Source organism: Vibrio sp. 1457 (genome assembly GCF_033340195.1).
Lineage (GTDB): Bacteria > Pseudomonadota > Gammaproteobacteria > Enterobacterales > Vibrionaceae > Vibrio > Vibrio alginolyticus.
Window position 1 is genome coordinate 120,563 of sequence record NZ_JAWOWA010000009.1, and the last position, 23,574, is coordinate 144,136.

The window sequence follows — 23,574 nt, forward strand, 5'->3', positions numbered from 1 at the left end:
AGAAAGGAATGAATACAGGGTTTACTGCCATTATTGCTGATGATGAACCGCTATTGAGGCATCATCTTGATAAAAGCCTAGCTGAAGTGTGGCCAGAGCTAGAGGTGATAGCCAAAGTCGCCGATGGTGAACAAGCGTTGCAAGCCATTGAGCAAAGCCAACCTGATATTGCGTTTCTCGATATTCGTATGCCAGTTTTGGATGGCATGACATTGGCGCAAAAACTCAATCAACTCGCCAATCCACCTTTGATTGTGTTTGTTACTGCGTACGATGATTACGCCATCAAAGCCTTTGAACAAAATGCCGCCGATTATTTGCTTAAGCCTATCTCGGATGAGCGCCTCCTGACGACGTGTGAAAGAGTGAAAGCACGCCTTGCTAAGCGAGAGCAACAAAGCAGTAATGTGCAGATGAGCAGCCTGTTAGAACAGTTGCAGCAATTATCCGCGCCACAAACGCCGCAATATCTTCAGTGGATCAAAGCGACGCAAGGGGAAGATATTCATCTGATTGCTACGTCTGATGTATTGTATTTCAAAGCGGAAGAAAAATACGTTTCTGTGTATGCCCAACAAGGACAAGGCAAAGTGCAGGAGTATTTGATTCGCACCTCGTTGAAAGAGTTGATAGGGCAGCTTAACCCAGAACAGTTCTGGCAAGTACACCGTTCAAGCGTTGTGCAAGTGTGCAAAATTAGCAAAGTAAACAAAGACTTTGCTGGCAGAATGTTTGTTCACGTTGGAGAAACTAAGCTCGCTGTGAGCCGTGCATCTCAAAGTTTGTTCAAAGGGATGTAATCGCTAGAACTGCTCACTCTTTACACTGTAAACTCGCTGCTCATTTGTTTCAGCAACGAAAACAAAACGCGCCTAAGTCATATAACGTTAGGCGCTTTTATTGTTTTATAGCGACGATTTCTCTGAAGAGATGAATGGGCTTATTCGCTGATTGTCACTTTCTCAATAATGATTGGATCGCATGGAACATCATCGTGACCAAGTTTAGAGGTCGTTTTCACTTTCGCGATGCGGTTTACGACATCCATACCCGCGGTCACTTTACCAAACACTGCGTAGCCCCAGCCTAGGTTGGTAGTTGCGGTGTGGTCTAGGAAATCATTGTCTTCCAAGTTAATGAAGAACTGTGCCGTTGCAGAGTGCGGTGCATCGGTACGCGCCATTGCGATAGTGCCAACAAGGTTCTTTAGACCACGGTTTGCTTCGTTCGCGATCGGGGCACGTGTTGGCTTTTCTGCCATGTCTTCGGTATGACCGCCACCTTGGATCATAAAGCCATCGATAACGCGGTGGAAAATGGTGCCGTTGTAGAAGCCATCTTCACAGTATTTTTTGAAGTTCTTTGAGCTAACTGGCGCTCGTTCTAGGTTCAGTTCAATTTCGATGTCACCGAAATTGGTGGTCATAATAATCATCTTGTTTGCCCTTGTGGGTGCTAAGTTGGCGGCATTATAGCTAAGTCGCATTATGATAGCAGAAATAAAAACAGCGACGTTTTGGCGTCGCTGTTTGCATGTTGAGTGTTTGAGGAAAGCTCTAGACCGTAAAGCGACCGACCAAGTCGTACAGTTCGTTGGCTTTGTGGTTAAGGTTGCCACTGCCTGCTCGGTTTTGGTTGGCAAGGTGTGCCGATTGGCTGCTTTGTTGAGAGATGACTTCGATACGTTGTGAAATCTCTTGGCCAACTTGGCTTTGCTCTTCAGTTGCCGTTGCGATAAGCGTGTTCATGTCCATGATGTTAGCAATTGCGGCTTGGATTTCTTGCAGTGCGGCAGAGGCTGCTCGTGCTTCTTCTACCGTTGCTTCACCACGCGCTTGGCTTGAACCCATGGCTTTCACTGCCGCATCCGAGCCAGACTTCAACTGCTCGATCATTTGGTGAATTTCGCCTGTGCTGTCTTGAGTGCGACTTGCCAGTTTACGGACTTCATCGGCAACGACTGCGAAGCCGCGACCTTGTTCACCAGCACGGGCTGCTTCAATGGCTGCGTTCAGTGCCAATAGGTTGGTTTGCTCGGCGATGTCTTGAATAACCTCTAGCGAAGAAGAAATGTTTTTTACGTCGCTCTCTAAACGAGAAATCACCGTGCTGGCTTCTGACACTTCTAGCGCGAGCGCTTCGACAGAGTTCGCTGCTGAATCAACAATGTGTTTTGCTTGTTGTGAGTTTTCATCGGCGTCTCTGGCTGATTGCGCTGCTTGGTTAGCGTTGTTTGAAATCTCGTGCGCCGTTGCTGTCATCTCGGTCATTGCCGCAGCGACCTGTTCGGTTTCTTCACGTTGACCTGAAGCTAACTCGTCCACTTGCGATGCACGCTGTGACATCTCGTTGGTCTCTGAAACCACTTCTTGTCCGACATGGCTAACACTCTTGATGATGCCTTGCAGGCTTTCAACGAAGATATTGAAGTTGCGGCTCAGCTGCGTGAACTCCGGCACGCTCGATTCTTCCATGCGCGCGGTTAAATCTGCATCGCCTTGTGCGAAAGAGTGAATTGAAGCATCAAACTGCTCAATAGGTTTCATGATGCTGCGGTTAACAAATACGGCAAAGACTGCAACTATCGCTGTTATCGAGGCACAAAACAGGGCTATTGCCGTCAGTGTGGTGTTGAGATCTTCGTGTGCGGCTTTTTCCATGTCTGCCACAATGGCGTCGATATCGTCCGTGTAGAAACCCGTTCCCAACATCAAGTCCCATTCAGGAATAAAGACTGAGTAGCTCAGTTTCGGTAGTGCTTCACTCTGACCGAGTTTCGGGAAGTAATAAGTCGTGAACTCGCCAGTTTTAGCATTTTTTAACAAATCCTGAATCAGGTAATTGCCTTTCTTGTCCTGCAAGTTATAGAAGTTTTCCCCGATGCCTTTGGTGTTTTTACCCACCACGACGCGAACGCCTTTTGAATCATAACCAAAGATGTAGCCGGATTGACCAAACTCTAGTTGTTTCAAGATAGGCAGAGCCTCTTCCAGTGGGGCATTTTGTGCGAGTAGCGGCTCGACAGCGGAACGCGCCATTTGTACGTAGCTTTTGAGTTCGGCTTTTTTCATCTCCATCATTCGACTTCGAGTTTGCTCAATCTCGTGCTCGTTGTAGGCTGTGGTTTGTACGTAGGTGAACCACATCATGCCTATTGCCATAGTTAGAATTGGAATTATTGAAAGGATATATAGTCGTTTTCTGATCGTCAGATTCATAGAGACGTCCTTCTCTCGGCGCAGCGTTACAAGTGACAAGCTGAATAAGCTTGCCTGATAAAAGTGTTAATACTTATTGTTGTAATGCTTAGAGATTAACCGAGTTACTCAATCAGAAGTACTGGAAATTTGTAAATCTAGACGAAGGTCGTAGCATTTTTAAGCGGGATCACAATTAACGTGAACACGACCCACTATTGCAACGAGAAGTCCCTGTTAACCAATATGAGACGCGATACCTATTCTTTGCGAATTTGAGGTAAAGCCAGTCAGCAACAGGTTTAACGAGGCGCCAACGCAGTGGAGCGTAGAGCCAACCGCGACCAACTAATTGCCACGCACGATGAGTCACGTCCAACCCAAGCAGAAGCTCCCCCTTTTCGTTGAGGGCGTGCAAAATGGTGTTGGCTTGTTCAGGAGCGATCTGAGGATAATCTGCGAATGCATCACTATAGATATCGACGGTTTTGATGTGCTGCTTGGAATCGCGTTGTTTTAGCGCCTTCATCTCTTTGGCACAAAGCGGGCAGGTTCCGTCATAAAATATGGTGAGTTTTGTCATTGCGGTCTTCTTGTTTGAGATTTTCTAATCGCTTTTACGTGGCGAATTTTCTTTTGGTTCATTGTTTTGCAAGTAATGCAGCCAATTGTCGCGAATGTTGCCGTAATTGAATTGGCAGAACTCTTTGCGATCACGCAGGTAGTCTTTTTCTACTTCATCGAGTAAGGCTTTGTATTGCTCAGGATCACTACCGTACACCAGACATAACGTTGAAAAGTAACGCTGCAAATCAAAGCTGTGTTCGTCAATGTACTCGCCAAAATCGTAGTAGTCCGGTCTGTCGTCGGATTCGAATGCGAACATGTCGGCGGCGCTAATGGCCATATCTGCGCCATCTTCTAGGAAGTCAATCATTAAAATGGTGGCAAAATTATCGACCGCATCTTCTTCTTTTCCGAGAACAGGGATGCTTTGATCTTCGATGTAAGCATGCCCAGCTTCATGAAGTAAAGTGTGCAATAATGTATCTAGCGCCCCTGTTTTTGGGGATTTTCCGAAGCGTTTTTCATACTGATTATTGGAGAAGTAATTGAGCGACTCCAAATAAAAAGTGTAAGGAACGTATATTGTGTGTGTATCAGGATCATACATTGGACCATCTTCTCCGCCGTAAACCAGCGTGAGAGCTTTATCAAATGGAAAGTAGACCTGAGATAGCTCAACAAAGATGGTGTTTACATCGCTGCTTTGAATCGATTGTTGGGCGATTTTTTCATGAGTTGTCTCTACGGGAGAATATTGAATACGAATGCTTTCAGCTGCTGTAGCTGATGAGACGACGCTGAGTAATAGCGCAGGGCAAAGCGAATGAATGTTCATGTGGGACTCTTGTTATTGAATAACTTGTATAAAAAATTATACATGTTTTTGCCTGATGCATAGTTGGGGTTGTACTCATCAGCCAAAGTCGGGGCATCGGTCTCGAAAAGCAATCATGATAACATCGCATATTTCGGCGGCTTGGTTCTCTAGGGCGTTTATCAAGACCTCTTGGATAAGAACGGCGGTGAAGTTATTAGCTATGCATCGTTTTCTAAGAAGCTTACTGAGTAACTGTGCTTCGATCTTTATCTGTGAAAATGATAATAGGCAGTTAATCATTGCAAGGTTTAACCATGGGGTTGGTGAATGTCACTGAATTGAAGAAAATTATCAGCGATATGTTATAATCCTGCTCCGTTGTGACGAAAACGTTTGTTGCAGCCTGAGAGTTTCCTTGGATTCGGCTCGTTTATACACCATGAGCCAGAGTTGAAAAGCTACGACAGGAACAGGCAAACCCAATTGTTTTGAACGCGCTCTCGGCGTTTAACGGTTACAACGGGAAGGAACTTTGTTTGATAGTAATTGACACATTCTGTTTAAGTAAGGGAGCCCGAAGTGGTTCAGAAAGTGTCACCCAGAATTTACTCACAACACAACACCCCAAGCGATAACGCACAGGTATTGCGAGGGGCCATTTGAAGGAGCTGTATCAGCTCCTTTCACATTTAAGGGCTTGCTAACAGCGTAAAAACTGACACATCGCTTAAGGAGCGCCCCTTAAACTAGCCTAAGGCGCATCTACACCAACTTTTTGAGTATTTTCGAAACAATAAAGCGAGAAAATTTGCTATTGAACGAAGGTTAAACTAACACTCATTCATTACGGAGAATGAAGAGAACAATAATAAGAGGCGATATGAATCATTTAATATCTGTAGGTGCACTGGAGTCCTTCTTGGTCGCAATCAGTGTGCTTTTCCTGGGGCATTTTATTAATGCTAAGCTACCGATTTTAAAGAAATTCAACATACCTGAGCCGATTGTAGGTGGTCTTATTGTGGCCTGCATGATTACTGCTCTTCATTTCAACGGCATCGACTTAGAGTTCGACTTGCCATTACAAAATACGTTTATGTTAATGTTTTTTGCGACAGTTGGTTTGGCCGCAAATTACACTCAGTTGATGAAAGGAGGTGCGAAGGTTTTTATCTTCTTAGCTGTCGCATCGTTTTACATCATCATACAAAACGGCGTTGGCGTTTCACTTGCGGCGGCGCTCGGTTTAGATCCTTTGATGGGGTTAATTGCTGGCTCGATTACTCTGTCAGGTGGTCATGGTACAGGTGCTGCGTGGTCACAAACCTTTCAAGACGTGTATGGATTGGATAACGTCTTAGAAATTGCAATGGCATCAGCGACTTTTGGTTTGATCATCGGCGGTATCATTGGTAGCCCTGTAGCGCAGCGTCTGGTGGAAAAGAACAACATAGAGTCTGAGTATGGTCGTGGTGGTCGAGATGCCAAAACTCACGAGAAATTCCCGGAGTTGGTGACTTACAATGAATACGAAGAAGATAAAGTAACGGCGAAAAAAGTGGTGGAGAAACTCTTCTTCCTACTGATCTGTGTTACTGGGGCCAAGTATGTCGAGCAATGGGTAAGCACGTATGAAATCTCATGGCTGATGATTCCAGACTTCGTATATGCGCTATTCATTGGTGTGATCATTACGAATTTCTTGGAAGTGACCAAGATTCGTAAGTTAGATGCCGAAACGGTCGATATGTTAGGTACGGTATCGCTATCTCTGTTCTTAGCGATGGCTCTGATGAGCTTGAAGTTATGGAATATCTTCGATCTAGCGATTCCATTCTTGGTTATTTTAGCTGTGCAGTCTGTCGTCTTAGCAATCTTTACGTACTATGTTACGTTCAAAGTGATGGGAAGCAACTATGACGCTGCGGTTATTGCGGGTGGTCACTGTGGTTTTGGCTTGGGGGCAACCCCAACAGCCGTGATGAACATGGGCTCTATCGTTAACCGATTTGGCCCGTCGCCACAAGCATTTATGGTGGTGCCAATTGTGGGCGCTTTCTTTATCGACATCGTCAACTTAATTATCTTGCAAGGCTACATTTCATTCCTTGGTTAAAGTTAAGTGGATGAGCTCCTAGAGGCGAAATAAAACGGTCACAACACTGGTTGTGGCCGTTTTTTTATGACTTGGTTTGGTCGTTTATTGAACGAAGCATTATTGGATAGTTCGGCTGAACTTGAGGCTAGCTGTCCAACCAAGAATACCAATGAAGGCGTAAATGCCAACGTTTAACCAACCCGCTTGAGGAATGGCATTGAATGGGTTTGGTGTAATAATGGCGTGCAGCGGAAGGTAAAGCACTTCGGAGAAAAACTGATCTAGCCCGTAGAAACCAAAAAGTGCGATAGGCATCCAACGCAGCGCATAAATGGCGATAAACAAAATGACCAGTGGTGAGTTCACTTTTTGTGAAATAGCCATCGCAGTTAATGCCAGCGGTAACAGCAGAATACCGGCGAACAACATTCTGATTAAAAACTCTCCCCAATGCAGCAGCACGTAACCTAACGAGGCTTGGCGGTACAATAAAGCCAATTGGTGATCAGTAGAGATGTTCAGCAACCACAACATTGAATTTGCAGCGAGTACGAGCACCGAGCAGACAAGCGGAATCACCAATAAGCCAAATCCTAGCTTCACTAAATGGGTTTTTATGTCACTGACAGGCATACTGCGCCAAAACATAATGCTGCCTTCCGCCCGTTCTTTGCGTAGCGTTCTTGGGAAGTACTGAACGGCTAACAAGATAGACAGCAGCCCTGCTCCTCCGGTAATCAACATATTGACATCATCACCAAGCTCTTTGTGAATGTCACTGACATCGCCACCAAAGCTCATTTGGAAAAACATATTGTGTTGTAGAGTGTCGTTACTCATTAAACTCACAAAGAGAATAACTCCACACGCCAACACAAACAGTGGAATACGTAAAACAAGAGGGTTTTCTAACCACTCTTTTTGCAACATCGCGACAACTGAACGCATTACGCTGCCTCCTTCTGCAATGCTAAAAATAAATCCGCTAATTTCACCCCATGGATGGAGCCCATTGTTTCTGCTTGTTGGGCATACTGGGCTTTGAGTAACCATTTCGTTGAACCGAGGCCTTTTTGTGACGAGAGTGGGTTCATCGCTTCAATTTGTGTGCGGTGCTCGTCGTTGGCTTCAAGAATGAAATAGTCTTCACTGATACTGTCCATCGAGGTTTGCAGAACGGGGCGACCATGCTTAAGAATCAGAACATCTGTCAGCAAGTGCTCAATCTCTGATACTTCATGACTGGCGATGATCAACACGCGCTCGCCGTCGTGAAACCATTCCAATAAGTGACGATAAAACGTCTCGCGATACACGAGATCTAACCCGAGTGTCGGTTCATCCAATATGAGGATTTGGGTGTTGGTCGCGATCACAATCGCGAGGTGTAATTGCACCTTCATCCCTTTGGATAAAGATTTGATACGCGCACGAGGTTTGATGTCCGTTTGACGAAGTAGCGTATCTGCTTGGGCGCGATTGAACCCTGGGTGCACGCCCTCGGTATAGTTAAGCAGTTGAGCAACGGTCATCCAATCTGGCAGAACGTTGACATCCGAGATGTAGGATAAGCTCTGCATTATCTTGTCGCGTTGCATAATGGGTTCAAATCCGTTGATACGAATAGTGCCCTGATATTCATGTGCACCGAGTAGGGCATTAATAAGCGTTGATTTACCTGCGCCATTATGGCCGAGTAAGCCAAGTACTTGTCCTGCATGTAGGTCGAAACTCACTTCATGCAGTGCTTCTCCTTGTTGCTGATATTGCTTGGAGACGTTGTTTACACTGACTAATGCGCTCATTGGTCACCTTTCAAGTGTGGTTTTAGTTGTTGAATGAATTCGTCGAGTGACATATCCAGACGCTGTATTGTGTCGGCTATCTGCGGAATTTGTTGCTGAAGAAAACGTGCCTTCTCGTCTGCGAGTAATTTGAGCTTTGCTCCTGAAGCGACAAACATACCTTGACCGCGTTTTTTCTCCACTAGCCCGTCATCAACAAGCAATTGATAGCCTTTCATAACGGTGAGGTGGTTAATTTTCATATCTGCAGAGATGCTACGGACGGAGGGCAGAGCATCGCCTTCTTGCCAGACACCTTGCAGTATTTGCTGCGTGATCTGGTCTGCCAACTGTCGAAATATCGGTTGGCGATCATGCCAATTAGTCATGAGTGAATCTCTTGGTTGAGATGGTGTTATATATATGTATAACACCTAGTGCATTAGAGAGAAAGTAATAATTTAAAACCTAGTGTATCCGCCTGTCTCATTCGCTCTAAATATCCACCTATGTGGTCGTTGTTTTGAGGTTTTGTTTTATATGGAAATTAATTGCTTCTCATAAGTTGAGAAGTGTTGTTTTTCTCTTCCCATCAATACACTTATCGCCTGTTCTAAATGAATATTCTCACTGAATGATAATTAGCATAATTTTAGCTCTGCCTATTTCTTACTTGATGAGAATTGATGGTCAAAGAGGCCTAGAAAACAAAAGTTTCGAGAGGCAATCTGACTGGCTTAGGCACCTATCTCACGTTGAGCGCGTGCTCAATGAATGAGAAAGAGTAGAGTAAAGAGGTCTCATGAATCAGGTAATATCTATCGGCCCACAGGAGTCGTTCCTCGTCGCAATTTGCGTGTTGTTTTTAGGGCAGTTCATCAATACCAAGTTACCAACCTTAAAAAAATTTAATATTCCAGAGCCAATTGTTGGTGGTCTAGTGGTCGCTTGCGTCATCACGATGATGCACTTAAACGGTGTGGATGTTTCCTTTGATTTACCACTGCAAAACGTCTTTATGCTGATGTTTTTTGCAACCGTTGGCTTAGCGGCAAATTACACCCAACTGATTAAAGGCGGTGCGAAGGTTTTCATCTTCCTAGTTGTGGCATCGGTCTACATTCTTATCCAAAATGCGGTCGGCGTGTCCTTAGCAACAGCGCTGGGGTTAGATCCACTCATGGGGTTGATCGCCGGATCCATTACGCTTTCTGGCGGACATGGAACTGGAGCTGCGTGGTCGCAAACTTTTCAAGAAATGTATGGTTTGCATAATGTTCTAGAGGTGGCAATGGCTTCTGCTACATTTGGCTTGGTGATGGGCGGGATTATTGGCAGCCCTGTTGCACAAAAGCTACTAAACAAACACAACTTGGAATCGGAATACGGACGCACCAATCAAAGTCATCAGAGTTTCCCTGAACTGGTGACGTACAACGAACATGAGGAAGATCGTGTCACAGCGAAAAGAGTCGTTGAAAGCTTGTCCATCATTCTACTTTGCGTGACAGGCGCGAAGTATCTGGAGAGTTGGGTAAGCAGTTTTGACATCAAGTGGTTAATGATTCCCGATTTTGTGTATGCGCTGTTTATTGGTGTTGTTATCACTAACATCATGGAAGTGACGAAGGCGCGCAAGGTTGATTTAGAAACCGTTGATATTCTTGGCACGGTTGCACTATCTCTATTTCTTGCCATGGCCTTGATGAGTTTGAAATTGTGGAATATTTTCGATCTTGCGATCCCATTCCTTATTATTCTTGCTATTCAGTCGGCAGTGTTGGCGATGTTCACTTACTACGTAACATTCCGCATGATGGGAGGCAACTACGATGCGGCGGTGATCGCTAGCGGACACTGCGGTTTTGGGTTAGGTGCTACACCGACTGCGGTCATGAATATGGGCTCCATCGTGAGTCGATATGGTCCATCACCACAAGCATTTATGGTGGTTCCAATTGTCGGTGCATTCTTCATCGACATTGTGAATTTAGTGATTTTGCAAGGATGCATCGCTTTTATTCGATAACATTCGCTTTTTTACCGAAATAACAAAGCCAGCACCTATACGCTGGCTTTGCTATTTGTAACACGAAATCTTGTTTGCCTGACTTCAAGCCGTGAAATCAATGCGTTACTATGACGACATAGTGTTCAATTTTGCAGCAGCATGAGGTACCCACATGTCTGAAAAAATATCGACGTCGGCATTAGCGAAAATGCGCAAGGTAGAAGCTAAGCTGCTGTTTGCCGATCTCAAACGTGCAGGCTACATCGTTCGCCAAGATGAAAAGTGGATTTTGACCGAAGAAGGGGCAAAGTTTGGCGGTGAGTATGTGGATCACCCTAAATTTGGCCAGTTCATCGTCTGGCCGACCAACTTACATATTGAGCTGACTCCCAGCTCAGGGAAAACATTGAGCGCGACACAACTGGGTGAAAAGCTGAAATTGAATGCGAAGCGCATGAACCAGCTTTTGAGTGAACTGGGTTGGTTGACCAAATCCGAAGAGGGATGGAGTGTCACAGAAGCTGGTGTGCGCGCTGGTGGGCAGCAAAGAACCGATAAAGAAACACAAAATACCTTTGTCGTATGGCACGATGTGGTGCTGCGTAACAAGCGTCTTAAGCAGTCTGTCATTGAGTTTTTAGGGCAAGACGCGGAGTCACATTCTACGGATAAATCGTACTCAAGCTTTCGCCAAAAATTTGAAGCCAAGCACCGAACATTAGATGGGCATTACGTGCGCTCTAAGGGGGAGTTGCTCATCGACAACTGGCTGTACTTGGCTGGTGTTGTGCACGCTTATGAGCGTCAGTTGCCGATTGACCAAGATGTCACTAGCGATTTTTACTTGCCAGGTGGCAAAGTCTATTTGCAATTTTGGGGAAGTGACGATGGGGAGATGGCTCAGGCCGACCGTGAGACCATTCGTACTGTTTATGAGCAGCATCATTTCAATCTTATCGAAGTCGAACCGAGTGAACTAGACAAGTTGGATGAAGTGCTTCCTAAGCGTCTTCGTCAGTTTGGTATTAAAGCTTATTGACGACTTAAGCCCGCTGTTCAGATAAGAAAAAACCCGTGTTCAACACGGGTTTTGTATTTTTAGTGTGTTTCTAGGCTGCCATCCTATGGGTTAAAAGCCTTTGATGTTTTCTGCTTCTAGCTCAGAGAAGTACTTCACTGTCTTCACTTTCAGTTCTTGTTGAGCTGGTTCGTCGCATACGATCACCGCTTTAGGGTGAAGTTGAAGAGCAGAAACTGTCCATAGGTGGTTTACACAACCTTCCACGGCTGCTTCAAGTGCCTGAGCTTTGTTATGGCCAGTGACCAAGATCATCACTTCTTCTGAGTCTAGAAGCGTACCAACACCGATAGTCAGCGCGTATTTAGGCACTTGGTTGATATCGCCGTCAAAGAAGCGAGAGTTCGCAATGCGAGTGTCTTCAGTGAGGGTCTTGATGCGAGTACGAGAAGAAAGAGATGACGCTGGCTCGTTGAACGCGATGTGACCGTCGTTACCCACGCCGCCCATGAACAGGTTGATCTTGCCGTAAGACTTAATTTTGTCTTCGTAACGCTTACATTCTGCGTCGTGATCGTCTGTGTTACCGTTCAGTAGGTTGATATTTTCTTCTTGAATATCAATGTGATTAAAGAAGTTGTTGTACATGAACGAGCGGTAAGATTCTGGGTGATCCGCAGGGATGCCAATGTACTCATCCATGTTAAAAGTCACGACGTTTTTGAAGCTGACTTCGCCGGCTTGGTAAAGCTCGATTAGGGCTTTGTAGGTTGCTAGAGGAGTGCCACCAGTTGGTAGACCCAGAACGAATGGACGCTCAGCAGTAGGTTTAAAGTCGTTGATACGCTTAGCGATATGCGCAGCTGCCCACTTACCTACTTGTGCTGCTCGAGTTAACGGGATAAGTCTCATTTTGTGCCCCTAGTTATTGGAATTGACGATGTACTGAAACATTAATTCGCATTATAAAATAAGTAATGGCGAACTGCTATTGTTTTAGGTCAAAATTTTGCTTTTTCTTTAACCAATGTTGGTTTTGTCGACGATTTTTATATCTAAATGCTTTTATAAGACGACTTTTTACAAAGAAATTGCATTATGAAACTGACGAATCAATAGATAAAATTTATGATCTAAATTAAGTTCTGCCTTCGCACTTAACCTTGTTTTTTAACAACCTACAGAGTGCGAAATCGCACACGAACTTCAAATATTATGGGTTAGATATGGCATGGCGCTCATTCTTTAACCATAATTGAAATGTGTAAACCAGTGAGGAATTCGGTATGAAAAATGAGTTAGATCCGAGCAAAGTACTACAGGCTTACGAATGTGTGATGAACAACGGTACACCAACCGAATTTGGTAAAATGTATGAAGGTGTAGAAGCCTTTTCTGACTACGATGGGTACAACGTTTTCTTGAGAGGAAATGGTGTTGAGCTAAAAATTGGCTTCCACAACACCTATCACTTGGAATATGACCAAGAGCATTTGAAAGAGAGCTTTCTGAAAAAGATTGCGACGCTCGCCAAGTAAACGGTCATCACCCAAATATTAAAAAAGCCCTTGGGAGAATGCCCCCTTGGGCTTTAGGAGAAGAAATGAGCTTGTCTTGCTCGCTCAGTAAAGTCAAACGAGCTTTCGCCTACTGCTAGAAAAAGGCGAGAACTAGGTAGGTTATTGGTTATTAATCGTCTTCAACCAAACTCTCTTCAATGTATTCTTCTGTGGCGTCAGGCTTGTTACGACCATTTAGCGTATGGAAGCGCTTGCGACCACGAGCAAGTTGGGTGTACTTTAGCCACGTACGCTCAAGTTTTGTTTTTGCTTTGCCCGGGTTTTCTAACACCTTGATGAAGTGTTTCTCTTCGCTGTTTTCAGGTGTTAATTCGCCTGACTCTAAGCCAAGCATTGTATCCCCATAAATTGTTAGGATTTCCTCTTCTGAAAGAGTAAAATCGCCAGACTTTGCAAAGCCGCGTGGGAATTTTACGTTATCGTAAAAACGTTTTTTGCCATGACGGAATTCAGTGTCAGACATGTCAACAGCCTCTGTAACCGTTATTGATGAATGTAGTGAACTTACGGCGAAAATTAGGCTTAAATCTAACAAAAGAAAAACAAAACTTTTTTGTCGTCATGATTTTAATTAGTTGTTAATCTGGTTTTATATTAACCAGGAGATGGTTTATGGATGTAAAAGTCTTTCGAACATTTTTAGAGCTGGCAAGAGTTCGTCACTTCGGACGTGCTGCTGAGAACCTTTATATTACCCAAGCCGCTGTGAGCGCACGTATCAAACAATTGGAAAGTTACTTCGATACGCAATTGTTTATTCGTGATCGAAATAACATAAAGTTGACCTCTGCAGGTGAGCGCTTAATCAGCTATGCCGAGGTAATGGTCACTACATTGCAACAAGCGAAGCTAGAATTATCGCTTGAAGATGGCAAAGCGCTGCAACTAACGTTAGGTGGCACGCCAAACATTTGGGACGCTTATTTACAGAATTGTTTAAGTGTCGTCACAGATTCGTTTGGTGGTTATGGCTTCATGGCAGAAGTGATGGGACGTGAGATGCTCAGTCGTAGCTTGCTAGAGCGCACGTTAGATATGGCATTTGCGTTCGATCAGATCAAAGCTGATGAGCTTAACTGTAAAAAAGTGGCAGATGTTGTTCTCGTTCTGGTATCAACTGAGAAAGATTCTTTAGACACCGTTTTCGAAAACAAATATGTGTACGTTGACTGGGGGACGCGTTTCTCCTCGGAGCATTCTGAGCGTCACCCTAAGATTCCGGCTCCATATTTACGCACTTCAACAGCGCGTATCGCATTGGACTTTATTTTAGAGAAGGGTGGAGCCGCGTACTTACCAATCTCTCTCGTGGAGCCATTTATCGCTAATGGGCAGCTTCACAAGGTGTCTGGAGTAGAAGATTGGTGTCGCCCTATCTATTTGAGCTATCGTAAAGCTAGCTCGTCTGTAGACGCGATTAAGCAAGTGGAAGAAATTGTCAAAGAGATCGATCCACTGACCGCTTACAGTTTTCAGCAAATTGGTTCTGGCACTTCCGACGAATAGCGTTGAATGAAAAGCCAGAAAAACGAAAAAGCCGCCTTGAGAAATTAAGGCGGCTTTGTTTTTATCTCGATGAATCGATAGTTATGGTAAGTCAAACAACAGGGCTGTTGTGCTTTCGTTTGATGTATTGCGCAAAACAACCTTACTTTGGTGTTCAATCTTCGCGCCGTCGCCAGCCGTCAAAGTGGTATTGTCGACACTAAGGCTCCCAGTCACTTGATGGATGAATAGATTTCGGCCCGACTCAATCTCAAAGTTTAGTTCGCTACTTGGCTCAAGAATTAACTGATGCAAAGTCGCATCTTGCTTAATAAGTAGCGTGCCGTTTTCTCCAGTTGGAGTTGCGATAGTCGTTAACCCAGGATTGCGACCAAAATCTTTTTGCTGATAACCTGGTTTGGTTCCAAATGTGTTCGGTTGAATCCAAATCTGTAGAAACCGCAGCGTATCTTGGTTCGATGCATTGTACTCACTGTGGTAAATCCCTTTCCCTGCCGACATGAGTTGGAATTCACCTGCAGGTAGTGTTTTGACGTTACCTTCACTGTCTTTGTGTGCGATAACACCTTCCAACACATAGCTGATGATCTCCATATCACGGTGGCCATGTGTATCAAAACCCGCGCCAGGCTTGACTACATCGTCATTAATGACTCTCAGCTCGGAAAAGCCCATTTGTTGAGGATCGTAGTAGCTACCAAAAGAAAACGTATGTTTGCTATCAAGCCAGCCAAAGTTTGCTCGACCTCGGTCTGCTGCATGTCTTACCGTAATCATAAGGCCTCCTTAAGAGAGCTTTTTGTTTAAAAAGTTATCTAACGCTGCTTTACCTGCGCCAGAGAACGCCAGAGAAACGCTTGCTGCCAGTAATGCTAAGCCAAACTCGTAACCGTTGTTTGCCATGAATAGGCCATTTTCAAAGTGGACAGAGAATATCGCTACCACCATCGTGAACGCCAAAGCAACCGCTGCTGGTCGAGTTAGCAGACCAAGTAAAATGAACAAGCCGCCAAAGAACTCTGCGCTGCCCGCAAGTAACGCCATGAGTACGCCAGGACCTAAACCGATAGATGCCATCCACTGACCTGTGCCTTCTAGCCCGTAGCCACCAAACCAGCCAAATAGTTTTTGCGCGCCGTGCGCCATAAAGATAATGCCGATTGGAACGCGAAGTGATAGTGCGCTGTAACCTGCGTTTGATGTGGTAATTTTCTGTAATAGTGCTTTCATGATTCTGTCCTCTGACTCTTTTCAATGAGTGGGAAGCGTGTGCTTCCGTGCTGTTGAGAACAGTTTAGGTAGAGGCGAACATAAAAATAACGGGAGGATTTTGATAAACTCGTTCTAAAAAATTGAATGGTTGGTTTTTATTTATTTAAATCAATGTCTTGATTTTTATATTCGAGTGTTTATTTGCCGATTATTGTCTGTTTTAAATCAAGGTCTGTCATTATTTTCGATAAACATTTTTTCTGTTAAACAAAAAAAGAGCACATGTACTGTGCTCTATTGCTTTCGCTTTTAACTAGGGAGAAAGGTGTGTTAAAGAAAACCTTCAGAGGTTCATTAAGCTCTCTAATGACTCCTCTACATTGTTGTAGTGATAAGTTCGAATATTACGTCCATCCGTCGCATTAATCTGAATTTCTGAGATCTCGTTATCTGAGTCTCTTTCGATAATTCCAATAGAATGATCTACGGATTTACTGGTAATAACCTTTTGGTTTCTTAATACAATTACGCAAGTATGTAAGTCCATGCCAATTCCCTTTAGCCGACGTTGTTGTGATGTTCTGGATCTAACTTTAGTGGACAAAAGCGCTAATGCCAATAAATCTCAATATTGAGTTCCGAAAATGGCTAATTGTGGGCGCTTAAGCAAGCTACAATAACACTATATTGAACGATGCCTATGAACAATAAATGACAAAAGGCATGAGCAAGGAAAGCACTATGTTTATTCACCCCCATACCTCACTGACCTTCGAGCAGTGTCACAAGGCGCGAGTCGCGCGAGACAGTCGTTTTGATGGGCGATTTTATGTGGCGGTAAAAACAACGGGAATCTTTTGCCGTCCGATTTGCCCGGCAAATTTGCCTAAAGAAGAAAATGTTGAGTATTTCGCTGATAAGACGCAAGCCCTTCAAGCAGGGTACCGTCCGTGTTTACGTTGTCGACCTGACAGCGCGCCTGGATCTTGGGCATGGAAAGGTGTCGAGACGACCTTTCAACGAGCGATTTCGTTAATTGATAGAGGGGAGTTGCATCACCATTCGGTGTCAGAGTTGGCTGAGCGTGTTGGGATTTCTGACCGTTACTTACGTATGTTGTTTGAGCAGTATCTAGGTATGTCACCCAAGCAGTATGCGCAATATCAGCAACTAATGTTCGCCAAACAGTTGCTTCACTCCAGCTCTATGTCGGTCACCGACGTGGGGTTTGCGTCAGGTTTTAACAGTACGCGCCGCTTTAACGATGCTTTTCAAAAGTTTCTCAAACTAACGCCTTCTCAAGTACGCCGTAAAGAGTTTGATGGTGCGGGTTGCAATCGAATTGCCTTACCTTATCGAGGTGAGTTGAATTGGTCGCACATGTTGGACTTCTATCGTTTGCGAGCGGTTGAGGGGGTTGAGCTAGTGAGTGATGAGAGTTATCAGCGCAACGTTTTTTTGGATAACAGCAAAGCCTGGTTTAAAGCGACAAAAGGTGAAGGATACTTAGAACTGGCGTTTGAAATTGAAGACGTAACGAAGCTGCAAAACTTGGTGTCTGACATTCGTCGTATGTTCGATCTTGACGCTGATATTTGTACTGTTGAGCAGCATTTGGAGTATGTCGCGCCTGGGCTCGTGTCGAGTAAAGGTATTCGTATTCCTGGTGTATGGAATGCATGGGAAGCAGGGGTTAGAGCGATTTTAGGCCAGCAGGTGTCGGTTAAAGCTGCGATTGGTCAACTTAACTTATTGGTGGCCACACTTAGTGGAGAGTCAGAAAAACGTTTTTTCCCGACTCCCAGTGATATTGCGAACGCCGACGTGAGCTTTTTGCGCATGCCGCAAAGCCGTAAAGAGACGCTAGTGCGCTTCGCCCAGTTTATGCAGGACAACTCAGAAGCTGACCCCCAGCACTGGCTAGCTTTGAAAGGCATTGGACCTTGGACCGTCAGTTATGCTCAACTGCGAGGGCAATCTCAACCCGATTGCTTTCTAGATAAAGACTTAGTGGTGAAAAAGGCGATGCAGCGTTACCCATCACTGAATACGCACACTGCGGCCCCTTGGGGAAGCTACGCGACGTTTCACTTATGGAATCAATCATGAAAACATTTTATACCGAAATGCCGAGTCCACTAGGAACGGTGACTATCCAATCGAACGCTGAGGGCTTACTTGGCATTTGGTTTGAAACATGCACCACTAAGCCGAGTGAGCTGGGGGTGCGAGACGAGCAGCATCCGGTCTTGCGCCAAGCTGTCACCCAACTGGATGAATACTTTGCTGGTCTGCGCAACGAATTCGACTTGCCCCTTGCAGCGACAGGCACTGATTTTCAAAATCAAGTTTGGCAGGCACTAACGACCATTCCATATGGGGAAACGTGGAGCTATCAAGATCTCGCGAATGCGATAGGTAACCCTAAAGCTGTGCGTGCTGTTGGGTTAGCAAATGGGAAGAATCCGATTTCTATCGTGGTGCCTTGTCATCGCGTTATTGGCAAAAGCGGAAAACTGACTGGGTATGCAGGTGGAGTGGAGCGCAAGCAACGTTTGCTCGCGTTGGAGCAAGGTACACCGCTTTAAGTGAGGCGATTCTCATATTGGGATTAAGCGTGCTACACAGGGGGAACGATAGTGTAGAGTTTCATATTCGTTATACGAACAGAAAAAGGACAATAAGGACATGCCTTTCAAAACGGATTTTGATGCCTTCATGAGTGAGTGTTGGCAGCATCACGAGGAAAATCCCGAACAAATTTATGCTCAGTTAGAAACGGCTCTGAGCGAGGTGGAAGATGTTACCCAAATCGAGCGAATATTCGCATTGATGCTGCATACCGCTATTGGGCATCTCCAGTGCCCAGAACAGTTTCTTATTTGTTTAGAGCACTTTGATGAACGCAAGGTTGCCGAGAGTTTGGCATTTCAACGCAGTATTGCCGTTGCGCGCTATTTCGTAGATGGCACTGACAATATGGAATTATTGGAAGAGCAAGAGCAACGCCGAGTTTACGCTTTGATTTCGAATGAACTTTCTGCACTTGTTCAGCTTGAACTGGCGAGTCAATGGTTGGTGAAGGCAGCGTTAGGAATGACGCCGAACGATGCAGAAGGGCCATTAGCGCGCGCTATCGCGATCACTGCAAACAACTTAGCATGTCAGTACGAAGCGCTGGCTGAGCGCACGTGCATGGAAAAATCGAAGATGTTAGAAGCAGCAACACTCGCGCTAGACTATTGGAAAGTGGCAGGGGGTTGGATGCAAGAAGAGCGCGCAGAGTATCGCTTAGCGATGAGCTTGCTTAAAGCGGATAAACCGCAAGAAGCCAAAGTGCATGCTGAGCGCTGTGAGGCTATTTGTCAGCAAAATGGTAGCGACGCGTTTGAGCTGTTCCACGCACATGACTTGTTGATGCAAGTACACTTCCATCTTAGCCAGAAATATAAAGCTAAATTGGATGAAGAGATGCAGCAGCACTGCAAAACGAGCTCGTTGACGTGATCTTAGCGTTGAATGAAAAAAGCCCCGAGCGACTGGCTGGGGGCTTTAGGGTTGTTGACTATGCAGCGATGATTATGCTGCTTGCGCTTTTGCTTGGTATCGTCCTGGTTTATGGTTCATCGCCAAAATCAAGTTCGTTGCGATGGCACCTAGAACAGATAGAGCGATAAGGTGCACATCTACAATGAACAGTGACATCACCACGATGGCACAATCTAACGCCATTTGAACTTTACCCGCTCGAACTCCAAAACGTTCCTGAAGGTACAACGCTAGAATGTTAAAGCCACCCAAACTCATTTTGTGACGGAAAATTACCAACATACCGATTCCAATCAGCCCACCACCCAAAAGTGCCGCATAGAAAGGTTCGATTCGTGAAATCTCAATCACATGATGCAGATGATCGACCGCAAAAGAGACAATCGAAACCGCAATAAAGGTATTGATAGTGAAGCGCCAACCCATGCGCATCACAGATAAAATATAAAAAGGGAGGTTAAGAGCGAAAAATATCTGACCAAAACTGAAGTCACTCACTTTGGTTAGGAAGATCGCCAAACCAGCCGTACCGCCAGTGAGCAATCCTACTTTGCTAAAAAATATCACCCCAAGTGACACCAACGCACTGCCGAGCGTCAGAGCCAAGAGGTTCTCTCTTAGGCTATGATCTTTGTCCATAAATTAATTTCCTTGGTTTAAAAACCGCGCCGGAGATAACACGTCTCACGGACGCGATAGACAGTCGCCAAAATAGCAACTAACAAATCGGCCAATAAAATGTCGCGAAAAGTGATGGATGTCGAGTTTTTGGACGAGATTATGATGATATTAACCTGTTTAACATAATGTACACAGATAGAAAAACAACAAGGAAAAGTTATGATTAAGAAAGTTGGCAACACCCAAATCAGCACATTACATCGACTGAGTTGTCACTGTGGAAAAGTTGAGCTGGAACTGGCGTTACCCAATGGTATTGAGAAGCCGAGACGGTGTGACTGTTCTATGTGTCGACGTCGTGGCGCGATTGTAGCATCTGTACCTTTGAACGGTATTCGTATTATGCAAGGCGAAGACGTCTTGAAGCAGTATCAATTTAATACACACACTGCGAAGCACTTTTTCTGTGGCGAGTGCGGTATTTATACGCACCATCAGCGTCGTTCTGACCCGAGTGAGTATGGCTATAATGTCGGCTGCTTAGAGGGCGTCAACCCATATGAGTTGGGAGCGATTGAAGTGATGGATGGCGTTAACCATCCATCTGACCGCTAGGTTATATTGTGATTTAAGTGCCTGATTATCGGTGCTTTTAAGTAAATAAGCCGCTATTCATCCACAAGTGTACCGCAATACTGGCGGCATAACCCAAGGCGATGACGGGAGCCCACTTTAGGTGGCCAAAGAAGGTGTATTGTCCACGCGCAGCTCCCATTAAAGCGACGCCTGCCGCGGAGCCAATGGAAAGCAAACTGCCCCCGACACCTGCGGTTAATGTGACCAGTAGCCAGTTGCCCATCGACATGTTTGGTTCCATGGTCAGTACAGCAAACATAACCGGAATGTTATCGACGATTGCAGATAGGACACCAACCATTACGTTTGCCCAGACTGGGTTCCATTGCGTGTACATGACGTTTGAAACCAGTTCGAGGTAGCCAAGTAAACTTAAACCGCCAACACACATCACAACACCATAGAAGAACAACAAGGTGTCCCATTCGGCTCGAGACACACGATGAAACACATCAAACGGAACCACTGAGCCTAAGCGCTTCAATGCCTGATCATCGCCATTGGCAATTGCCATAGCTGCTTTTTTTGCGAGTGAGTGTTTGAGAGTTTGGCGCAAAAAATATCCGAAAAACTGTAAGTACGCCAAGCCCATCATCATGCCCATAACGGGTGGGAAGTGCAGCACAGCATGGAAAGAGACCGCAGTGGCAATAGTCAGAATGAATAATGCGACAATACGCCTTGCCCCGCGTTTTAGCTCAACGTGTTGGTGAATCGTATTCGGTTTTGTGTTTGGAACAAACAGTGACATCAAAAACGCGGGAACCAAGTAGTTCACCAATGACGGTACAAACAACGGAATGAACTCAGCAAAGCTGACATGACCGGCTTGCCACACCATCAGGGTTGTAATATCCCCAAATGGGCTGAATGCACCGCCAGCGTTGGCTGCGATAACAATGTTGATACAAGCAAGATTGACGAACTTAGGATTATCACCAGAGACTTTCATCACTACAGCGCACATCAATAGGGCCGTAGTTAAGTTATCGGCAATCGGTGAAATGACAAAAGCGAGAAACCCCGTCAGCCAGAACAACTTTTTGAATCCAAAACCTTTACCAACCATCCACGCCTGTAAGGCATCGAAGAGTTTGCGTTCTTCCATTGCGTTGATGTAAGTCATCGCCACGAGCAAAAACAGCAGCAACTCGGCATATTCCAACAAGTTGTGTTCTAGTGCGGATTTGGCGATTTCAGGCTGGTTGTGCTGAGCAAAGGTGTAGCCAATCAGAATCCAAATTAACCCTGCAGCGAGCAGCACAGGCTTGGATTTTCTCATTTTCAGATACTCTTCCAACATAACCAGTATGTAAGCGAACGAAAAGATAATCAGAGCAGCGTAACCGACACCAGAATTAACAAGATTCAGTTCATTGGTTGATGCAGCAAAGGTGGCGCTAGAGAACAACAAACAGCAGAAAGCCACAATTGGATAGATTGGCATAGACATTTCTCCTTTGTCTGGTTGGAGAAATATTAGCCACAAATGAATGAGTTAGTTGTGAGAGAGCTCGAATTAACAGTAGGAGTTAGGAAATGATAGTGTGCGCCACTATTTTCTGAGTGACGCAATGCTTGCTGCGCCGAATAAAACCGCAGCGGCATATAAACCGTAAGTTAACCAGTGACTAATCTCTAAAAAAGGAACGAGTCCTTGACCTGCCCACATACAGCCTCCGTTTAATGAGCAATATTGTAATAGTCGAGCCAATTTAAAGGAAATGAACAATGTTTTTTGTGAGTGAAAGCAAATTCTGAAGGATTAGAAAGTCAAAAATTGGTCAGTGAGAGAGAAATCTCATTTTTAACTGGCTAGCTCTAACCCTTTTGAGTTAAAGCTAGCTATATCTAGAGCTGAATGCATTTAGCGTAGGAGCCATTTTTTCAACGGTGAAGCATCAATTGCTTTCACAAGCAGTATGGTTGCAACAATCGTTGCAGGATAGATAAACACATCTTTCGCGAGGTGTTGCAGCCCGATAAATTCAGCGACATTCATCATGACAATTATGATAAGCAGATGGCTAACATATATTCCTAACACGCAAGGAGATAGTTTGAAGACCCAAGGCATGTCGCCAAAATGAGGGTGAGCCAAAAGCCACATAAAGACACCTACAGCCCAGATAACGGTACCGAATAGGAAGTCGTGCGAGTTGAAAGCGATGTCATGTTGCATCAGCCAGTAAGCTTCACCAAAATGCAGTGCCATGCCAAGAATAATGCATCGAACCGTATTGTTTCGCGACCACCGCCACTGCACTTCTCGTGCGAAATAACCTAGAGCAACTAGCAACGTGCTGAAAAAAGGCCCGTTACGAGTAAAGAAAGGCGCTGGCAGGTCGGTAATGGTCGCGTAACTGCCAGCAAAGGCCCCGTATATGTATAGCAATACTGCGGTTGGCAGTATCAGTTGCGCCATATTGATATGCACGAGAAAGGCAATTAACGCTACGGCAATGACCAGAGCCGGAATAAACCACAGATGAACGAGTCCGCCTTCGATGAGTGAATTGATCGGGGTTGACCTTAAGTACCCCCAATAACCTTGCCTTTCGGCGAGATACCCAGCCTCAGCGACCGTCTGCCATTGGAATGGCATCAGTAAACTGATCATGCTCCAAATGAGCCAAACCTTTATTAACGGTTTGGCGTAGTTCTTAAGAGTATCGATAGGTGAATGACTCAACTTCGGCTGGATTAGATAACCCGAGATGAGAAAGAACAGCGGAACAGCAAAACGAGCCAGTTGGTTGAGCATATAGCCAACCCATGGTATCCCATCCCACTGCCAGTACGTCAGTGCCATCTGGCAATGCAAACCCACAATCGCAAGCATTGCAATGATACGTGCAAACTCTAAGCTGGCTATTTTTTGTTTCTTTGCCATTACATTGTTTACCTAAATAAAAAACTTAGGTGAAAATAGCAGGTTGTTGTTGAAGTAATACGTGAAAAAGTCAACAGACTTGCGC

General features: G+C 45.0%; 25 protein-coding genes. 10 read left to right on the top strand and 15 right to left on the bottom strand.

Going from position 1 to position 23,574, the window contains the following annotated elements; genetic code table 11:
- Positions 1–8 precede the first annotated feature (8 nt).
- Entirely contained in the window at positions 9–800 is a 792-nt protein-coding gene (locus R7Z41_RS11885) for a LytR/AlgR family response regulator transcription factor (protein WP_047102486.1), read from the top strand.
- Positions 801–940: 140 nt separating this feature from the next.
- Here R7Z41_RS11885 and R7Z41_RS11890 read toward each other — a convergent pair whose 3' ends face one another.
- The 4 genes from R7Z41_RS11890 to R7Z41_RS11905 all read right to left on the bottom strand — a co-directional run bounded on the left by R7Z41_RS11890 (position 941) and on the right by R7Z41_RS11905 (position 4,599).
- The gene (locus R7Z41_RS11890) at positions 941–1,435 is read right to left on the bottom strand and encodes a peptidylprolyl isomerase (RefSeq protein ID WP_020195057.1); all 495 of its coding nucleotides are present in this window, start codon (positions 1,433–1,435) and stop codon (positions 941–943) included.
- A gap of 121 nt (positions 1,436–1,556) precedes the next feature.
- Positions 1,557–3,218: a methyl-accepting chemotaxis protein gene (locus tag R7Z41_RS11895; protein WP_025768726.1), complete on the bottom strand. Its 1,662-nt coding sequence runs from the start codon at positions 3,216–3,218 to the stop codon at positions 1,557–1,559.
- A gap of 175 nt (positions 3,219–3,393) precedes the next feature.
- Positions 3,394–3,780, bottom strand: coding sequence for a thiol-disulfide oxidoreductase DCC family protein (locus R7Z41_RS11900; protein WP_047102487.1), 387 nt, complete (start codon positions 3,778–3,780; stop codon positions 3,394–3,396).
- 24 nt (positions 3,781–3,804) lie between these two features.
- On the bottom strand, positions 3,805–4,599 hold the full coding sequence (locus R7Z41_RS11905) for a DUF4344 domain-containing metallopeptidase (RefSeq protein WP_225477229.1): 795 nt from the start codon (positions 4,597–4,599) through the stop codon (positions 3,805–3,807).
- 862 nt (positions 4,600–5,461) lie between these two features.
- On the opposite strand from R7Z41_RS11905, the gene gltS (R7Z41_RS11910) reads away from it, so the two are divergent.
- Positions 5,462–6,697 (top strand): sodium/glutamate symporter, encoded by a 1,236-nt coding sequence (gltS, locus tag R7Z41_RS11910; RefSeq protein WP_025768730.1) that lies wholly within the window; start codon positions 5,462–5,464, stop codon positions 6,695–6,697.
- A gap of 99 nt (positions 6,698–6,796) precedes the next feature.
- On the opposite strand, the gene R7Z41_RS11915 is transcribed toward gltS (R7Z41_RS11910), so the two are convergent.
- From R7Z41_RS11915 to R7Z41_RS11925, 3 genes are read right to left on the bottom strand one after another with little or no spacing between them, the layout of a single operon-like run.
- Entirely contained in the window at positions 6,797–7,627 is an 831-nt protein-coding gene (locus tag R7Z41_RS11915; protein ID WP_206970548.1) for a hypothetical protein, read from the bottom strand.
- Entirely contained in the window at positions 7,627–8,484 is an 858-nt protein-coding gene (locus R7Z41_RS11920) for an ABC transporter ATP-binding protein (RefSeq protein ID WP_005383221.1), read from the bottom strand. The genes R7Z41_RS11915 and R7Z41_RS11920 overlap by 1 nt, the downstream gene beginning before the upstream one ends.
- Positions 8,481–8,852: a GntR family transcriptional regulator gene (locus R7Z41_RS11925; RefSeq protein WP_005374444.1), complete on the bottom strand. Its 372-nt coding sequence runs from the start codon at positions 8,850–8,852 to the stop codon at positions 8,481–8,483. Before R7Z41_RS11925 ends, R7Z41_RS11920 begins: the two co-directional genes overlap by 4 nt.
- Before the next feature lie 413 nt (positions 8,853–9,265).
- Here R7Z41_RS11925 and gltS (R7Z41_RS11930) point away from each other — a divergent pair, with 413 nt between their 5' ends.
- Together gltS (R7Z41_RS11930) and R7Z41_RS11935 are read left to right on the top strand one after the other, a co-directional pair.
- The gene (gene gltS, locus R7Z41_RS11930) at positions 9,266–10,492 is read left to right on the top strand and encodes a sodium/glutamate symporter (protein WP_171344991.1); all 1,227 of its coding nucleotides are present in this window, start codon (positions 9,266–9,268) and stop codon (positions 10,490–10,492) included.
- A 154-nt stretch (positions 10,493–10,646) separates the two neighbouring features.
- Complete coding sequence (locus R7Z41_RS11935; RefSeq protein ID WP_005374442.1) at positions 10,647–11,513, top strand: hypothetical protein; 867 nt, start codon at positions 10,647–10,649, stop codon at positions 11,511–11,513.
- 90 nt (positions 11,514–11,603) lie between these two features.
- Here R7Z41_RS11935 and nagB read toward each other — a convergent pair whose 3' ends face one another.
- The gene (gene nagB / locus R7Z41_RS11940; protein WP_005374441.1) at positions 11,604–12,404 is read right to left on the bottom strand and encodes a glucosamine-6-phosphate deaminase; all 801 of its coding nucleotides are present in this window, start codon (positions 12,402–12,404) and stop codon (positions 11,604–11,606) included.
- 374 nt (positions 12,405–12,778) lie between these two features.
- Between nagB and R7Z41_RS11945 the strand changes: the two genes are divergently transcribed.
- A complete protein-coding gene (locus R7Z41_RS11945; RefSeq protein WP_005374440.1) occupies positions 12,779–13,030 on the top strand; it encodes a DUF3081 domain-containing protein in 252 nt (83 codons plus the stop codon).
- A 151-nt stretch (positions 13,031–13,181) separates the two neighbouring features.
- Here the strand turns inward: R7Z41_RS11945 and R7Z41_RS11950 are convergent, their stop codons facing one another.
- On the bottom strand, positions 13,182–13,535 hold the full coding sequence (locus tag R7Z41_RS11950) for a DUF413 domain-containing protein (RefSeq protein WP_005374439.1): 354 nt from the start codon (positions 13,533–13,535) through the stop codon (positions 13,182–13,184).
- 149 nt (positions 13,536–13,684) lie between these two features.
- Here R7Z41_RS11950 and R7Z41_RS11955 point away from each other — a divergent pair, with 149 nt between their 5' ends.
- On the top strand, positions 13,685–14,578 hold the full coding sequence (locus R7Z41_RS11955) for a LysR family transcriptional regulator (protein ID WP_005374436.1): 894 nt from the start codon (positions 13,685–13,687) through the stop codon (positions 14,576–14,578).
- 81 nt (positions 14,579–14,659) lie between these two features.
- On the opposite strand, the gene R7Z41_RS11960 is transcribed toward R7Z41_RS11955, so the two are convergent.
- The 3 genes from R7Z41_RS11960 to R7Z41_RS11970 all read right to left on the bottom strand — a co-directional run bounded on the left by R7Z41_RS11960 (position 14,660) and on the right by R7Z41_RS11970 (position 16,337).
- Positions 14,660–15,355: a pirin family protein gene (locus tag R7Z41_RS11960; RefSeq protein ID WP_206970547.1), complete on the bottom strand. Its 696-nt coding sequence runs from the start codon at positions 15,353–15,355 to the stop codon at positions 14,660–14,662.
- A gap of 9 nt (positions 15,356–15,364) precedes the next feature.
- Positions 15,365–15,808: a DoxX family protein gene (locus R7Z41_RS11965; RefSeq protein ID WP_005374434.1), complete on the bottom strand. Its 444-nt coding sequence runs from the start codon at positions 15,806–15,808 to the stop codon at positions 15,365–15,367.
- 325 nt (positions 15,809–16,133) lie between these two features.
- A complete protein-coding gene (locus tag R7Z41_RS11970) occupies positions 16,134–16,337 on the bottom strand; it encodes a hypothetical protein (protein ID WP_017633816.1) in 204 nt (67 codons plus the stop codon).
- Positions 16,338–16,531: 194 nt separating this feature from the next.
- Here R7Z41_RS11970 and R7Z41_RS11975 point away from each other — a divergent pair, with 194 nt between their 5' ends.
- The 3 genes from R7Z41_RS11975 (at position 16,532) to R7Z41_RS11985 (ending at position 19,297) form a co-directional block, all read left to right on the top strand.
- Positions 16,532–17,899, top strand: a complete 1,368-nt coding sequence (locus R7Z41_RS11975; RefSeq protein ID WP_085569478.1) for an AlkA N-terminal domain-containing protein — start codon at positions 16,532–16,534, stop codon at positions 17,897–17,899.
- Complete coding sequence (locus R7Z41_RS11980) at positions 17,896–18,378, top strand: methylated-DNA--[protein]-cysteine S-methyltransferase (protein WP_005374431.1); 483 nt, start codon at positions 17,896–17,898, stop codon at positions 18,376–18,378. Before R7Z41_RS11975 ends, R7Z41_RS11980 begins: the two co-directional genes overlap by 4 nt.
- A gap of 100 nt (positions 18,379–18,478) precedes the next feature.
- Positions 18,479–19,297 (top strand): hypothetical protein, encoded by an 819-nt coding sequence (locus R7Z41_RS11985; RefSeq protein ID WP_206970545.1) that lies wholly within the window; start codon positions 18,479–18,481, stop codon positions 19,295–19,297.
- Positions 19,298–19,369: 72 nt separating this feature from the next.
- Here R7Z41_RS11985 and R7Z41_RS11990 read toward each other — a convergent pair whose 3' ends face one another.
- Positions 19,370–19,978, bottom strand: coding sequence for a YitT family protein (locus R7Z41_RS11990; protein ID WP_005374427.1), 609 nt, complete (start codon positions 19,976–19,978; stop codon positions 19,370–19,372).
- 201 nt (positions 19,979–20,179) lie between these two features.
- Here R7Z41_RS11990 and R7Z41_RS11995 point away from each other — a divergent pair, with 201 nt between their 5' ends.
- Positions 20,180–20,575, top strand: a complete 396-nt coding sequence (locus R7Z41_RS11995; RefSeq protein ID WP_005374424.1) for a GFA family protein — start codon at positions 20,180–20,182, stop codon at positions 20,573–20,575.
- 37 nt (positions 20,576–20,612) lie between these two features.
- On the opposite strand, the gene nhaD is transcribed toward R7Z41_RS11995, so the two are convergent.
- Complete coding sequence (nhaD, locus tag R7Z41_RS12000; protein WP_206970544.1) at positions 20,613–22,043, bottom strand: sodium:proton antiporter NhaD; 1,431 nt, start codon at positions 22,041–22,043, stop codon at positions 20,613–20,615.
- A 420-nt stretch (positions 22,044–22,463) separates the two neighbouring features.
- Positions 22,464–23,489, bottom strand: coding sequence for an acyltransferase (locus R7Z41_RS12005; protein WP_206970543.1), 1,026 nt, complete (start codon positions 23,487–23,489; stop codon positions 22,464–22,466).
- Between the last annotated feature and the right edge of the window lie 85 nt (positions 23,490–23,574).

Excerpts from the sequence above, each read along its gene's own strand:
- R7Z41_RS11885 (WP_047102486.1), top strand. The coding sequence starts at position 9 with ATGAATACAGGGTTTACTGCCATTATTGCTGATGATGAACCGCTATTG.
- R7Z41_RS11890 (WP_020195057.1), bottom strand. The coding sequence starts at position 1,435 with ATGATTATTATGACCACCAATTTCGGTGACATCGAAATTGAACTGAAC.
- R7Z41_RS11895 (WP_025768726.1), bottom strand. The coding sequence starts at position 3,218 with ATGAATCTGACGATCAGAAAACGACTATATATCCTTTCAATAATTCCA.
- R7Z41_RS11900 (WP_047102487.1), bottom strand. The coding sequence starts at position 3,780 with ATGACAAAACTCACCATATTTTATGACGGAACCTGCCCGCTTTGTGCC.
- R7Z41_RS11905 (WP_225477229.1), bottom strand. The coding sequence starts at position 4,599 with ATGAACATTCATTCGCTTTGCCCTGCGCTATTACTCAGCGTCGTCTCA.
- gltS (WP_025768730.1), top strand. The coding sequence starts at position 5,462 with ATGAATCATTTAATATCTGTAGGTGCACTGGAGTCCTTCTTGGTCGCA.
- R7Z41_RS11915 (WP_206970548.1), bottom strand. The coding sequence starts at position 7,627 with ATGCGTTCAGTTGTCGCGATGTTGCAAAAAGAGTGGTTAGAAAACCCT.
- R7Z41_RS11920 (WP_005383221.1), bottom strand. The coding sequence starts at position 8,484 with ATGAGCGCATTAGTCAGTGTAAACAACGTCTCCAAGCAATATCAGCAA.
- R7Z41_RS11925 (WP_005374444.1), bottom strand. The coding sequence starts at position 8,852 with ATGACTAATTGGCATGATCGCCAACCGATATTTCGACAGTTGGCAGAC.
- gltS (WP_171344991.1), top strand. The coding sequence starts at position 9,266 with ATGAATCAGGTAATATCTATCGGCCCACAGGAGTCGTTCCTCGTCGCA.
- R7Z41_RS11935 (WP_005374442.1), top strand. The coding sequence starts at position 10,647 with ATGTCTGAAAAAATATCGACGTCGGCATTAGCGAAAATGCGCAAGGTA.
- nagB (WP_005374441.1), bottom strand. The coding sequence starts at position 12,404 with ATGAGACTTATCCCGTTAACTCGAGCAGCACAAGTAGGTAAGTGGGCA.
- R7Z41_RS11945 (WP_005374440.1), top strand. The coding sequence starts at position 12,779 with ATGAAAAATGAGTTAGATCCGAGCAAAGTACTACAGGCTTACGAATGT.
- R7Z41_RS11950 (WP_005374439.1), bottom strand. The coding sequence starts at position 13,535 with ATGTCTGACACTGAATTCCGTCATGGCAAAAAACGTTTTTACGATAAC.
- R7Z41_RS11955 (WP_005374436.1), top strand. The coding sequence starts at position 13,685 with ATGGATGTAAAAGTCTTTCGAACATTTTTAGAGCTGGCAAGAGTTCGT.
- R7Z41_RS11960 (WP_206970547.1), bottom strand. The coding sequence starts at position 15,355 with ATGATTACGGTAAGACATGCAGCAGACCGAGGTCGAGCAAACTTTGGC.
- R7Z41_RS11965 (WP_005374434.1), bottom strand. The coding sequence starts at position 15,808 with ATGAAAGCACTATTACAGAAAATTACCACATCAAACGCAGGTTACAGC.
- R7Z41_RS11970 (WP_017633816.1), bottom strand. The coding sequence starts at position 16,337 with ATGGACTTACATACTTGCGTAATTGTATTAAGAAACCAAAAGGTTATT.
- R7Z41_RS11975 (WP_085569478.1), top strand. The coding sequence starts at position 16,532 with ATGTTTATTCACCCCCATACCTCACTGACCTTCGAGCAGTGTCACAAG.
- R7Z41_RS11980 (WP_005374431.1), top strand. The coding sequence starts at position 17,896 with ATGAAAACATTTTATACCGAAATGCCGAGTCCACTAGGAACGGTGACT.
- R7Z41_RS11985 (WP_206970545.1), top strand. The coding sequence starts at position 18,479 with ATGCCTTTCAAAACGGATTTTGATGCCTTCATGAGTGAGTGTTGGCAG.
- R7Z41_RS11990 (WP_005374427.1), bottom strand. The coding sequence starts at position 19,978 with ATGGACAAAGATCATAGCCTAAGAGAGAACCTCTTGGCTCTGACGCTC.
- R7Z41_RS11995 (WP_005374424.1), top strand. The coding sequence starts at position 20,180 with ATGATTAAGAAAGTTGGCAACACCCAAATCAGCACATTACATCGACTG.
- nhaD (WP_206970544.1), bottom strand. The coding sequence starts at position 22,043 with ATGCCAATCTATCCAATTGTGGCTTTCTGCTGTTTGTTGTTCTCTAGC.
- R7Z41_RS12005 (WP_206970543.1), bottom strand. The coding sequence starts at position 23,489 with ATGGCAAAGAAACAAAAAATAGCCAGCTTAGAGTTTGCACGTATCATT.